This window comes from Legionella massiliensis (assembly GCF_000756815.1).
Classification (GTDB): Bacteria; Pseudomonadota; Gammaproteobacteria; order Legionellales; family Legionellaceae; genus Tatlockia; species Tatlockia massiliensis.
Genome location: NZ_CCVW01000005.1, coordinates 23,706 through 35,928, shown reverse-complemented (window position 1 = coordinate 35,928; position 12,223 = coordinate 23,706). Strand labels below are relative to the sequence as shown.

The window sequence follows — 12,223 nt, the reverse complement described above, 5'->3', positions numbered from 1 at the left end:
ATATATTCTGAGAGTAGTGACCTCATTGGTTGGTCAGTTGCTGGCTTTCACATCCTGTGGCCGGTGCTTCCTTGTACCGGTATCCTTTCAACCCTCTTGGTCTTTAAAAAGCCAACAACCGCCATCAAAAACATTGTCTAGGAAGCCCATAAAAAAGTCATTAAGGCTTTTTCTTCTTCTTGTGTAAGAAATATCTTGGGGATAACTCGTTCAATAATAGCGATATTTGTTCATTAATTAACAGTATTCGGGCTTAAAAATCGAATAACAGTTGCTTGGAAGGTAGGCCTTGGGGCAGGGCGGTTGCTCTTGGGTTTGATTGGCTGCGTACTTGCGTTTTACCTGCTCGGCTATTGTTCTGTTGTACAGGATTAGGAGTTTTTGCGAGGCATAGCGATAACAGCAGGGCTTGGTGAATGGCGTCGTCTGTGTGGTAGGTGGTTAACTGATAGTTGCGTTGATAACGTTCTTTAGCGATTAGGCAAAAATGGTCATAGGCCTCGAAAAATCCTGAAAAGGCAATAATGCGAGTTTGTCCTAGTTTGGACTTAAGTCGTCCATTGGTCAGGCAAAGCGTCCAGTCGCCTAATAAGTCTTTCTCCAGGCGGATGACATAATAGCGTGTGTCTTTCTCAAAACGTGCACTATGAAAACATTCCTTGGGGTTAAAATGCAGATAATGAACCCAGGGCAGGGTGAAAAAACACGTCACCAGGCGTTACCCGTTACAGGCTCTATGATACTCATTTCAGTCAATTCATTGCGATTCATCGAGCCCTTTTTCATGGGTATAGCGCGTTTTGGAAGGCGTTTTGAGTCACCCTGGTCTTTATATCCTGTCAACGTATAAAAAGCAGTTGTTTTCTTCTTGCCACCAGACCTCGGCAATTACAGGGTATACCTTGGTCTGGATGGGTTTTGCGGATTTTTCCCTGCGAATTTGATTTATTCAATATTCACCGCTTCTTTTAATTTAGTGAGCGGTTTGAAGCTAACGGTTTTAGATGCAGGAATCTCGAGGGCATCCCCAGTTGCAGGGTTTCGTCCTGTTCGAGCAGCGCGTTCTTTGACCGAGAAGCTGGCAAAACCAGGCAAGACAATCGAGTCGCCTTTAGCCAATGTGTCTGTTAAGTGGTGAAGTAACGCGCTTAGCGCTTGCTCGGAGTCTTTTTTGCTAAGCTCGGATTTTTCGCTAATTGCGGCAACTAATTCTTTCTTATTCATGGGCGCACCTTAATTTATCATTGAATTTTTACAATAATCAAATACAGACGGTTGGTTGTCAAATAAAAAAAGTGTAAGGTTGGAGGTCGTGCGGCCCGCTCTGCCATTGAGTTGGTCGTTAATTAATTTTGATCAAACTAATTTTGGAGGCTACGGTGCCATTACTATCTATAAACGATGCAAACAATAAAGAAAAAGTAAAATTCACTATCGATGGTTCGCTTTATGAAAAAATTAAAGACTACTGCACATGGGCTGATATAAATGGCACAGATAGGTTCTTTGAGGAAGCCGCAAAGTATGTGTTATCAAAGGATAAAGAGTGGAAATTGTATTCAAAAAATAACAAGAGCAACAAGAAAACACCTGCTTGAGAAGAGCGAGTAAAATAAGGGGCTTGCTCAGAAAATATCCGTTGATTTTTCAAGGGCTAGCCCTTTCCTGCGAAAGCGCGTTAACAAATTAGCGCGCCCGGCACCCCGAAAATGACGTTTCATTTTTGAATAAAAATTTTCTCATTAACAATCCATCGCTTAGGCCGCAATTGGGCGCATGTCTCGCAAACAGCAATTTACAGTGATGAAAATTCGTCCTACCATTGATTTATGTGACAACAATCAAAGAGGCTTTTATGATGGCGAAAGGCGGTTATCGTCCTGGAGCAAGGAGGCCAAAAGGTGGGCGATATGGAGAGTCGACAAAACAACTAGCAATACCCGGTTCGCGCTTTGAGGGAGTTTTTGCTTTCCTTGAAAGTCGAACACCTCATCAATTACCTTTGTATGCCAGCACTGTGCGTGCAGGTTTTCCATCGCCTGCCGATGATTATATCGATATGCATATTGATTTAAATGAGTATCTGATTAGCCACCAAGCGAGTACCTTTATCGTACGGGCATCAGGCGATTCAATGATTGGCGCAGGCATTCATTCGGGTGATTTACTGATTGTGGATAGAGGTCTTGAGCCAGCGCAGGGGAAAATTGTTATTGCTGCGATTAATGGTGAGCTGACAGTTAAGCGACTGCGAATTCACGATGGGCGCGTGCAATTATTGCCGGATAATGACCGCTATCCACCACTTGATATTAGCGAAGACCTTGAATTGGTGATTTGGGGTGTTGTGACCTTTGTCATTCATCAGGCGAGTTAATCATGTTCGCCCTCATTGACTGTAATAATTTTTACGCTAGCTGTGAGAGATTGTTCCGGCCTGATTTGCAAGACAAGCCCATTTGTATCCTATCGAACAATGATGGTTGTGTGATTGCGCGCTCCAATGAGGCGAAAGCCCTAGGCATTAAAATGGGCGAGCCTTATTTTCAAGTGAAGGCCTTATGCAAACAGCACAAGGTTAAGATATTTTCATCGAATTACACCCTTTACGGGGATTTATCGCATCGCGTCATGTCAGTCATCCAAGAGTCTTGGGATGCGGTTGAAATCTATTCGATTGATGAGGCCTTTATTGATTTAAGTAGTCTGCCTAAAGACTCGCATGATTCCTTTTGCCTTGAGCTGCAACAGCGTATTCTTAGACAAACAGGGATTCCAACTTCAATAGGTATTGGCCCTACCAAGACACTCGCGAAAGTCGCGAATCACATCTGCAAAAAGGAATTGAAAATCCCGGTCTTTAACATCACCCATCAACGCGAGTGGCTTAAGCGTATTGGGGTAGGTGATGTTTGGGGAATAGGGCGGCAATGGCATAAGAAACTAGTGGGGCAGGGGATTTATACGGCCTTTGATTTAGCGCAAATGAACGCCCACTTATTAAAAAAACAATACAATGTGGTGATGATGCGAACTGCCATGGAACTGCAGGGCCGGTCTTGCGCGGAGCTTCTCGTTGAAGAGCCTAAACAATCCATTATGTCATCCAAATCATTTGGCGGGATGCAAACTGAATTCGAACCCATTGCCGAGGCCATCAGCTCACATTGTGCTAGGGCTTGGGAGAAGTTAAGGCGACAAGAGCTTGTTGCGCAAGCGCTGTTTGTCTTTGTGCAGACCAACTCGTTTCGCGACGATTTGCCGCAATACTGTAAGAGCATGCATTTTAAATTAATTAATCCCAGCGATGACTTAAGCTTGCTCACCAAAGTGTCAAAACTGTGTTTAAAGAAACTGTATCGTAGCGGCTACCAATACAAAAAGGTCGGTGTTTGTTTAGAGGATTTGATTCCTAAGAACCCGCGGCAACTGGATATCTTTCATCAACCTAGTGATGAAGCCATCGCTAATTATGAGCGAGTCATGAAGGTTATCGAGGGCATTAATCACAAATACGGCAGACAAACGATTCGCCTAGCTGCAGAAGGGTATTCCAAGCCCTGGGCGATGCGAGCTGAGTTAAAATCACCAGCCTACACAACAAGATGGTCAGATTTGCCGATAGTCAAAGCTTGATTTGACATTGATAGGGGAGGGCGCCAGGCGTACACTGCTGCACACTTAAATGTGTCATCGGGAGTTTTTAGTTGTTCACTCTTAACCTGCAAAAACTGCGATTATTAGTCAGTCTACTCGTATTGCCCTTAGCGTTATTTGCTGAGCCGCCTCATTCGTTCCAACAGGCAAAGCGAATAGCTACTCAGCTTTTTGCAGAACATCGTCTAACGCTATATTGCCATTGCGCCTTTGATGCGAACAAGCACATTGATTTAGCGAGCTGTCAGATGCAAGAGGCGGCTGATAAAAAACGCGCGAGCCGCGTTGAATTCGAACATATGTTAAGGCGCTTTAGCAACGTGTTATAAAAAATTATTATTCTATTCTGCTATCGTAAAAAGAACTCGCATGCACACAAGCTACGAAATATTATTCATTTGATGGGTATTTTATGCCCCGATCATACGTCATCCCACGTGGTACCTAGGGATGACGTTGTGGGGCCCTTGGCCCTATTAGGATCCAAGTTTTATAGAGCTATCTAACTTAGCTGAGTCAAATTTACTGATTAGCTCTGCTACTTGCGGACTCAAAAGCTGAGCCTTTGTTAGAACCTTTTGGTGGTGCTCGTGTGCTTCAAAAGAATAAGGATCTAAATCCATCTTTTCACCGATACTTTCATAACTTAAAAAGATTTTGTTGCTTACTTTTTTAAGTTCCAACTCTCTTACTTTTTTAATAGCGCGAGGTAAGGTTTGTAATAAATAGCTTTCTCGCAGAGGCATTCCTTCTAAATCATTTTTTTTCAAATTTATAGCATGAACTGGGGCCCATTTTACTTCTGCAATATCGCTTCCTGCCTTGGTGGTAGGTGGCTCTTTTAAACGACCTAGATGAAACAGATAATGAGTTACCTTGGTATGCAATCTCTCTTCATTAGTCACACCAAAATCATCAGAGGTATACAACTCACGAGGCTTATGCTCCATTAAATTTAAGCCAGTTTCTTCTTGAGCTTCACGGAGCGCTGTTTCCCAGGCATTATAGTCATTAGTATAATTAATACCGGCATCAGCCAAGTATTTTTTCATGACTAGGGGGTTAATTTTTTTTCCTAATTTTTCACCTTGTTGTTGAAGAAACCCTTTATAAGAATTTTCTTGCAATTGCTTCAAACTATAGGATGATGTGCGCTTATCCGATGCTTTTTCATCAGTCAGAGTTATTGCATTAAGATTTCCGATAAGCGCTTCCTCTTCCTGATCTCTTTGATCTTCACTTCGAGTATCAAAATTTACTTCACTACCAGCAGGACCTTGACCTCGTGTGTAACCACCTATCTGCTCGTAATTGACCTTGTTAGGCTTCCTGGCGTGAAGTACCTGAATAACACCGGTTTCATCATCAGTATAAGTGATAGTACAAGACACACCTGAGCCTTGTTTGGTATAGGGATGAATATCATAGGATTTTCTTTTGGGTCCATCTGGATTGTGAATTCTCGCGCCAAACATGGTAATAGGTAAGCGATCCAGTAAGGTACACGCTTCTCGCTCCACCTTTAATTGCTCTGATTTACTCAACATCTTACTTCTCCAAAAAAATTGTTGTTAACTAACGGGGCGGAATGATAACACTAGTAGCTATGGAATTATGGAAGTTGCTAATTCCATTGTGGAATATTTCATTCCGTCATGGAATTGGTAAGCAAAGCACGACTGCAAACTTTGTTGCATATACCCGGATCAACCTAAAAATCAGCCTTCAAATGTTGGCACTTGGGCCTATGCTTTAAGGGTTGGATGCAGTACACTTCGGCACCTAATTTTGGGCAGGAGTTGAGGATGCGTTTTTTACTCTATAGTGTCCTATGTCTGAGTCACTTTGTATGGGCCGAATCTCCAAACTCGTTTAATCAGTCTAAAAAAATAGTCCAGCAATTATTTAAAAATCATCCACAAACGATTTATTGCGGTTGTACTTATCAGGATAAAACGGTGCATCTTGATTCCTGTGGCATGAGCGAGGCAGGGACAAAAAGCAGGGCGAATCGCATCGAAATAGAACATGTTATGGCAGTGGAGCACTTTAGCCAACACTTTGACTGTTGGCGTATCCCCATATGCACTGATGCGCAGGGTAGGGCGTTTAAAGGGCGAAAATGCTGTGAGCATGTGGATGCTCAATTTAGGCATGTGGAGTCTGAACTTTATAACTTATGGCCTGCGGTAGGCTTAATTAATCAAGCTCGTTCCAATTACCGCTTTGGTGTTTTACCTGGGAATGACCGTTATTATGGGTGTTCATTTAAAATAGATAAGCGCTTGCGACGGGTCGAGCCGGCTGATGAGGTAAAAGGTATTGTGGCGCGCGCCTACCTCTTTATGTCCGACTATTATCAGATTTCTTTGAGTTCCGCCCAACGTCAATTGTTTCAGGCTTGGAATAGGCAGTTTGCCCCCACGATTTGGGAGCTTACCTGGGCTGAGAAAGTCGCGGAACTGGAAGGATATCCAAACCCGTACATTAGCCAATGGGAAACCCAAAAAAATAAAACTTAGGTAGCTGTTCCCATGAGCAAAAAATGCCACTATAGCATCATGGTAAGAAGCAAAAGAGAAAAAGCGCGCTAAATGTATTGGATATATGTTGTCAGCTCTATAGTAGCTTGAGATAAGAAAAATTACTCTTCTTTCTTAAACACCGCATCTGCTCCAAAGAGTTTTACATCTTTCGAAATAACTTTTATTGTTTCAGAATTGGCAGATTTTGGTAGGTTATTTCGATAAAGCTTATCTATTTTTTCTTGTTGTTTATGCGATATCGAACTCTGCAGCTTCTCGGTTTTAACTGCTTCTTCAGTAATAATATCCCACAATGCCTGAGGAAAATCTCCATTTATGGGTTCAATTTTACCTTTATTGATACAAATTTTTGTCTTCTGAAGTTCCTTGATGTAAGGGAACGGCATAATATAAGCAATAATTATTATTCCAGGTAACTTTATATAAATAAAAGCGACTGTACCATTAGCTTTTAGATCAAACCCTACGGCTCTATGCAAATAACGATGAATGTTTGTAGGTAAATTGCTACCTGGTGTAATTATATCGACTAAAAAATTATAGAAATGTACTTCATGCTCACCAAGGCTATTTGTTTTATTGAATAAGTAATCATGCCATGTGGAAAGAGCATTGGTACTTGTTGTTAATAAGGATTGATTAAGATGCTCTGTTTGATTGTTTTCAATTTGGTAATTTAATACTCTCCACGCAATAGAGACAGCATACTTAAGTAAGGTACTGTTGTAGGTTACGCTTTTCTGACCATTGTGCAGCGGATAAAAAACATTATCTGCAAAATATTTCTCAAATTGGGAGAAAAGTTCTTCGCAATTAGAACATAGCCAAGGAAGTTTAAGTCCATCTTGCACGGGGTTGTTCATATTTTGGCTAGATCGAATGCGGCCTGTAGAGGATGTCTTTTTAAGCCAAGTAAATATAAATTTAGGTATTATATGACTTTTTAACAGTGGTTTTGTAAGGTTACAAAGTCTACATATGCCGGTAGTCAATTATCTTTCCCCAAAAGAACGATATTATTACTATCAACTATAGAGTGAAGTCTTGCATTTTCCATAAGTATTGTAGCATTGATTGATGTAATTTTGCTCAATTCCGAATTTAGATGCTGAATTTCTAACCTTAATTCCTTATTAATACGCTGCAATTTTTTTAAAGATGAGTCTTTTTTATCTATTGGGGTAGGGCTTATTGCGCTTTTAATTTCTTGGATCCGTTTAATGATATCTGGATAATTATTATGTAAAGATGCACGACTTATTTCTGCTTCTTGTGCTACAGACGAAATAGATAGTTTTCGGTCTTTTGCAATAACTTTAGGCCGGTTATATTGTATTCGAACGATAGCTTGTATGATTCTCTGTCTTGTCAGTTCACTTTTTGATTGCTTATTCATAAGAAGTTGCCTCCTCATTATTAATTTGAATGCCTAGCCCTTTTAAAACCTGCTCACATCGTTGAATGTCTCGTTCTATTCTCTCCTTGCCAGAAGGACCGATATCAGAAATATTTCTCAATTCCAATTGTTGTTTATAAATTTCTTGCCAAATGGTAATTTTCCGATCATCAATGACTGCATTACAACATTTCCCACAACGAGTTTTTTCAAATCCTGTCCCGCCTAGGCAACCTTTTAAATCTGCTGTGCACCAGGCAACGGAGGTCGCTCGGATATGAATTTGTTCTGATATATTTTCAGCGAGTTTTTTTCGAGATTCGTAGGTTCTAACGTTTTGATGTTTGTTTCTGAAGCTAATGATTTGCTCACTCATCCCTCCTGTAATTAAAGTATCTTCTTCTAGCCAATGCTCCACTATTGAAACTTTATTACTTTTTATTGCGATCATAATATCATCGTAGAGCTCAGTATCTTGCTGCTCATTAAGAGCATAAAGTGCTGTCATATCTAAAGACCAGTGTTTGAAATGCTCTCTTAAATACCGTAAGTCGCCGAAAGCACTCTGTGCTGCATAGACTGCAAAAGTTCGCCGAAATTGATGAGGTGTAAAATGCCAATCAATGCCATAAAATTGTGCAAATTTATTTATCCTATTTCGTATGGCAGGAGAAGACAGCGTATGAAATTGTTTATTCTTTTTATTAAGTAATAGAATGTTTTTCTGACGTTGTAGCTTATTGATCTGAACTACATTATGCGTATCCATTGTTTTAATGAGTTGATTTAATTCGGTGTGTAGTGGCGATAAGAGACGTATTGCTATTTTGATGGCCTGGTGAGTGATGGCTGTGACCAGCCAATCAGTATTCCCTTCATGTGTTTTATCCGAGCGACCCTTCATCCAATAATACGTTTCTTCGTTATGCAAGGTAGTATAGACCGAGTTAATTGTTAAACTGGCCAATTCATGGACGCGAATACCACTTGTAACTAAAATTGTAATCAAGCAACTGTCTAAAATTAAGCTTAATTTTTGATTAAATGCTCTTAACCCACCCTTATGGCCAAGGCTTATTAAAAAGCGACTTACTTTATCGCAAATGACAGAATCAACAAGAGTTAAATTTTGAATACGAATTTGGTCTATTTCATCACGAATAGTTAATAATGAATCAGCATCATTCAGATGGGTCACCGCGAGTGAGAAAATTTCGGCTAAGACCTTGTCTGGAATTATTTGTGTTGATGCAGTTTTATTGATGCCACCTTGAATACCAGATAAGTAAAAGGAGGATGTCCCTGGCCATGGCGCTCTCATAGGGGAAAATGTTCCTTGGCTTAACTCAAATAGGGCTTCGATAGAAGAAAATTTCCCTTTTAAGGTCTTATTTGAATGATTTTTCCCGGTAATTGAGTTAACGCCTTGACGGCATACATGTACATAATTACTACACATTAGTTCTGTGACATCCATCAGGGAGTTAACTCTTAACTTGTTTAAATAGTTAAAAAATAATTGAGTATTTTTAAGAAAACTGACGGTAGTTGATCCTCTAGGACGGATAGAACCTTCCCTTCCATTTAGATAATATTTTAGACAGGTGACTTTAGAGATAAGCTGAAATTGCTTTGGAACTCTTTTAAAATTTAAAACTTTCATATGTTCAGGATGGTTCTGAACGAATAGATTGTCAGGTAAACGCCATATATCGTCTTTGAATAGACTAATAATTTGATTAATCCCATCCTTACCTTGTGTGCTATTAATAACTATTGAATTAGAAGCTGACAATAACTCGTTAATGGAGCTTATCTTTTTTAAAGGATGTTCAAGAAAATCTGTTGCTGACAAGGTGCTCATTCTATTTCCAGTTTGAGTTGCTCATTGGAGCGCCAAAACGGATGGGGGTTTATTTTCGCGTTTTCTTGCTCATGTAAAACTTTTTGCCGATCAAAATGGGGGATTATCTGGTTATTGATTACATTAACAATATAACCGTAGTAACGATTCCAGGCTTTTGTCCCTATTAAGTTACGCTCATTTATAAGTAACCAATAAAAGCTGAACAATCGATAAAGATCATCTTCAGTTACAACAAAGCTAGAACAACGAAAACATGCCAAAAATTTTGTGCAGTGGCTTCCATCTTTAGGAGCGTAAACACCATATTGAGAATTTTTACAACCAGCAATGGGCGTATTCTCTTTATTAGCTAATGAGTGCAGCGAACTATTAGCAAGTAATTCTTTGTTGCGAAGCTCGCCCATGAATCGCCAATTGTGTTTTGCTTCATCCGGGGCTTCTAGATAAAAATCATTAGAGACTTTAACAGTATGACCTGCTAGTGAAGCAGTAACAAAAGGGTCTTGTCCTGATAATTCCCAGATACGGTTTTCAAATGTTTTTCGAAGCCGCATCACATTGAGGGTTAAGGGTTGATTATCAGCGTTTTGCAACTTGTTGTTTATAACAAATAAATCAATGCATTTGTTTAAAGTATTATTCGATAAGAGGTTAATAGCCCCTCGATTGCCGCCTTTGGACTGAAAAACAAATAAGGGATAAGCGATTCTAAATTTTAAACGAATCTCATGATTACGGTGATTAATTAGGTTAATAATATCGCTCACATCCATCATGATGGTTTTTAATCGTTCCTTATGATCAGAATTCCGAATAGTCTTAATATGGGTGTTTCTACCTCGTCTTTTGTGGCTAATTAATAATTGGCGATTATTTTTAATGGGGTGAGGTTGAACACAATCTGTATTTAACTCCAATATAGATGTTGGATTAAGGCCTGTTCGTAATGCTATTGATAAAACACAAATGGTTAGGTCATAACTTGATAGCAACTTTGTTTCACTTTGAATCCGCTTTAATTCTTTTTTTAGGGCGAGGGTAACAGATTCCCGTTCAATTTTAGATAAAGGATGCTGCCCCTTTTTTTGTCGATTAATACGGGGGAAAGGGTTTCTAGGAAAAATATTTTTATCTAAAAACCCTTTTTTTACTAAATTCATTAACACTGATTTAGTATGTGTGTAACAATTCTTTTGAGTTACTCTTTGAAAGTTTTTACTTGCCAAAAAAACAATAAAATGGTCAATAAACAATCTAGTTATATCGCCGATAAGTAATTCTTTTCTCAATGCTTCCGAAGAGTGTTGGCAAAATGAAAAAAATATCTTTAAACCATGGCAGTATGAAGAAATAGAATCAACAGTAAGTGCTTTTCCATTGCTTTGAGAATGCTCTAGCAACAAAGTTTCAATGGCCATTTGACATTCATACACAATAATATCGTATCCCTTACCATAATAAGGGGCAAAATCAACTGCTCTTAAGCTGCTGGCATGTTTGGGAAATTTAATAATGGTTTCAGCGGGCGGTAAGATAATTTCGTCGATGTGAATAGTTTTTGTTGTGCCATCGAAAATTTGCGTACTTTTAAAATTTTTTCGTTTCATGAAATACCTGAGCTAGAAATTTCGTCAATTTCTTCTTGGTAATCTGTCATTAATTTATCCTCCAGATCGTTGATATAATGGAGATACTTTTCTGTGGTTAAAATGCTACTATGGCCTAAACGCTCTCTTACGTACAATAAAGGGTCAATTTGGGATTTACGTTTACGCATTTCATAGAGTGTATGTGTTGCATAGGTATGTCGAAGCATATGTGGAGTGACCTTGAACGGTAAATTTAAATGCTTCCATAAATTATTGAGGCTTTTTCCTGAATTTCCCCAGGGGTAGCCATTTCGATTTAAAAACAGTGTAGGTTGTTTTTCCCCGCTTCTTTTCTCTAATTGCGCACGCTCATGCAAAATATATTGCCAAAGATCACTCATCAACGATCTCGGAATATCAATTCCACGAGGCTTATTTCCCTTTATTTTCATTTCGGTAGGATTTAAGTGAATACGAATAAGGCTTTTATAAGTAATATAATTTTGTGGATTGAATATGTAAGTAACGGGAAAGGAAGCTAATTCCTCTTTACGAAGGCCACTACAAAGAGCCAATCGAGCTATCAATTTCTGTGTAGGGTTTTTTAAGGCTGTTAAGAACTCTCTAATTTGCTGTTTATTCAATAGCTTTATAGGGCTGTGGTGTTTTTTGAGTAAAATATCAGGCGATAATTTGAAGTTTCCTCTACCATCAGCATGAGTTAAAAAGTGCTTTGATGGATTAATGCGTATTTCTTCTAAATGGTAGGGTAATGATTTTATCCAGTTATTTTCAAATGCAAATTGATAAAATTTGATGATATAGCGGAGACGGTAATTAACCGTATTAGGATGTAATTTTATTTCAGAAAGAGACCAATCGCGGTAGGCTGCAAGAATGCTGTGGTTTACGCCATATTTATTTATGCGCCAATCAAGTCCATTGGCCTCTAAAAAACTAAAATAATCATAGAGAGTTTGGCCATACGCCTCCCAACTCCTAATGCTGTTTACTCTTCCTCGTTTAATACAATACTGAACAAGAAATAATAATACCTCTTCGACAATATTCATTTCTGCATTGAGTAGGATTGGAAAATTTTCGTAACTTACTCCATAAAGCTTAAAATCTGATGTAGAAAAAACTAATCGCATGATCGATTATCCTT

General features: G+C 39.1%; 14 protein-coding genes. 6 read left to right on the top strand and 8 right to left on the bottom strand.

The genetic code is table 11. From position 1 onward, the window contains the following. Window positions 1–253: 253 nt before the first annotated feature. Together BN1094_RS17935 and BN1094_RS17925 are read right to left on the bottom strand one after the other, a co-directional pair. Window positions 254–712 carry a hypothetical protein gene (locus tag BN1094_RS17935; protein WP_052403379.1) on the bottom strand — a complete coding sequence of 153 codons (459 nt, stop codon included), beginning with the start codon at window positions 710–712 and terminating at the stop codon, window positions 254–256. Window positions 713–945: 233 nt separating this feature from the next. Then, window positions 946–1,224, bottom strand: coding sequence for an HU family DNA-binding protein (locus BN1094_RS17925; protein ID WP_044012644.1), 279 nt, complete (start codon window positions 1,222–1,224; stop codon window positions 946–948). A gap of 155 nt (window positions 1,225–1,379) precedes the next feature. On the opposite strand from BN1094_RS17925, the gene BN1094_RS17920 reads away from it, so the two are divergent. From BN1094_RS17920 to BN1094_RS17905, 4 genes are all read left to right on the top strand, one after another. After that, window positions 1,380–1,598: a hypothetical protein gene (locus BN1094_RS17920; protein ID WP_044012643.1), complete on the top strand. Its 219-nt coding sequence runs from the start codon at window positions 1,380–1,382 to the stop codon at window positions 1,596–1,598. A gap of 257 nt (window positions 1,599–1,855) precedes the next feature. Continuing rightward, the gene (locus tag BN1094_RS17915) at window positions 1,856–2,377 is read left to right on the top strand and encodes a LexA family protein (protein ID WP_483805269.1); all 522 of its coding nucleotides are present in this window, start codon (window positions 1,856–1,858) and stop codon (window positions 2,375–2,377) included. A gap of 2 nt (window positions 2,378–2,379) precedes the next feature. Beyond that, window positions 2,380–3,636 carry a Y-family DNA polymerase gene (locus BN1094_RS17910; RefSeq protein ID WP_044012642.1) on the top strand — a complete coding sequence of 419 codons (1,257 nt, stop codon included), beginning with the start codon at window positions 2,380–2,382 and terminating at the stop codon, window positions 3,634–3,636. A 71-nt stretch (window positions 3,637–3,707) separates the two neighbouring features. Further along, window positions 3,708–3,986, top strand: coding sequence for an HNH endonuclease family protein (locus tag BN1094_RS17905; protein ID WP_044012641.1), 279 nt, complete (start codon window positions 3,708–3,710; stop codon window positions 3,984–3,986). Window positions 3,987–4,133: 147 nt separating this feature from the next. Here the strand turns inward: BN1094_RS17905 and BN1094_RS17900 are convergent, their stop codons facing one another. Beyond that, complete coding sequence (locus BN1094_RS17900; RefSeq protein WP_044012640.1) at window positions 4,134–5,204, bottom strand: NUDIX hydrolase; 1,071 nt, start codon at window positions 5,202–5,204, stop codon at window positions 4,134–4,136. A gap of 41 nt (window positions 5,205–5,245) precedes the next feature. Between BN1094_RS17900 and BN1094_RS19945 the strand changes: the two genes are divergently transcribed. Both BN1094_RS19945 and BN1094_RS17895 read left to right on the top strand, forming a co-directional pair. Beyond that, a complete protein-coding gene (locus tag BN1094_RS19945; RefSeq protein WP_176695322.1) occupies window positions 5,246–5,413 on the top strand; it encodes a hypothetical protein in 168 nt (55 codons plus the stop codon). Window positions 5,414–5,462: 49 nt separating this feature from the next. Further along, entirely contained in the window at window positions 5,463–6,179 is a 717-nt protein-coding gene (locus BN1094_RS17895; protein ID WP_044012639.1) for an endonuclease, read from the top strand. A 122-nt stretch (window positions 6,180–6,301) separates the two neighbouring features. On the opposite strand, the gene BN1094_RS19035 is transcribed toward BN1094_RS17895, so the two are convergent. The 5 genes from BN1094_RS19035 to BN1094_RS17870 are packed head-to-tail and all read right to left on the bottom strand — an operon-like array spanning window position 6,302 to window position 12,209. Then, on the bottom strand, window positions 6,302–7,195 hold the full coding sequence (locus tag BN1094_RS19035; protein WP_141650515.1) for a hypothetical protein: 894 nt from the start codon (window positions 7,193–7,195) through the stop codon (window positions 6,302–6,304). Further along, window positions 7,192–7,599, bottom strand: a complete 408-nt coding sequence (locus tag BN1094_RS17885) for a hypothetical protein (protein WP_044012638.1) — start codon at window positions 7,597–7,599, stop codon at window positions 7,192–7,194. The genes BN1094_RS19035 and BN1094_RS17885 overlap by 4 nt, the downstream gene beginning before the upstream one ends. Then, on the bottom strand, window positions 7,592–9,463 hold the full coding sequence (locus BN1094_RS17880; protein ID WP_052403377.1) for a tyrosine-type recombinase/integrase: 1,872 nt from the start codon (window positions 9,461–9,463) through the stop codon (window positions 7,592–7,594). Before BN1094_RS17880 ends, BN1094_RS17885 begins: the two co-directional genes overlap by 8 nt. Next, window positions 9,460–11,073: a phage integrase SAM-like domain-containing protein gene (locus tag BN1094_RS17875; protein WP_044012637.1), complete on the bottom strand. Its 1,614-nt coding sequence runs from the start codon at window positions 11,071–11,073 to the stop codon at window positions 9,460–9,462. Before BN1094_RS17875 ends, BN1094_RS17880 begins: the two co-directional genes overlap by 4 nt. Then, on the bottom strand, window positions 11,070–12,209 hold the full coding sequence (locus BN1094_RS17870; RefSeq protein WP_044012636.1) for a tyrosine-type recombinase/integrase: 1,140 nt from the start codon (window positions 12,207–12,209) through the stop codon (window positions 11,070–11,072). The genes BN1094_RS17875 and BN1094_RS17870 overlap by 4 nt, the downstream gene beginning before the upstream one ends. Window positions 12,210–12,223 lie beyond the last annotated feature (14 nt).

What these genes read in the sequence shown, in the direction of transcription:
- BN1094_RS19945 (WP_176695322.1), top strand. Translation starts at nt 5,246, where the DNA reads ATGATAACACTAGTAGCTATGGAATTATGGAAGTTGCTAATTCCATTG.
- BN1094_RS17915 (WP_483805269.1), top strand. Translation starts at nt 1,856, where the DNA reads ATGATGGCGAAAGGCGGTTATCGTCCTGGAGCAAGGAGGCCAAAAGGT.
- BN1094_RS17870 (WP_044012636.1), bottom strand. Translation starts at nt 12,209, where the DNA reads ATGCGATTAGTTTTTTCTACATCAGATTTTAAGCTTTATGGAGTAAGT.
- BN1094_RS17925 (WP_044012644.1), bottom strand. Translation starts at nt 1,224, where the DNA reads ATGAATAAGAAAGAATTAGTTGCCGCAATTAGCGAAAAATCCGAGCTT.
- BN1094_RS17900 (WP_044012640.1), bottom strand. Translation starts at nt 5,204, where the DNA reads ATGTTGAGTAAATCAGAGCAATTAAAGGTGGAGCGAGAAGCGTGTACC.
- BN1094_RS17895 (WP_044012639.1), top strand. Translation starts at nt 5,463, where the DNA reads ATGCGTTTTTTACTCTATAGTGTCCTATGTCTGAGTCACTTTGTATGG.
- BN1094_RS17875 (WP_044012637.1), bottom strand. Translation starts at nt 11,073, where the DNA reads ATGAAACGAAAAAATTTTAAAAGTACGCAAATTTTCGATGGCACAACA.
- BN1094_RS17885 (WP_044012638.1), bottom strand. Translation starts at nt 7,599, where the DNA reads ATGAATAAGCAATCAAAAAGTGAACTGACAAGACAGAGAATCATACAA.
- BN1094_RS17910 (WP_044012642.1), top strand. Translation starts at nt 2,380, where the DNA reads ATGTTCGCCCTCATTGACTGTAATAATTTTTACGCTAGCTGTGAGAGA.
- BN1094_RS17880 (WP_052403377.1), bottom strand. Translation starts at nt 9,463, where the DNA reads ATGAGCACCTTGTCAGCAACAGATTTTCTTGAACATCCTTTAAAAAAG.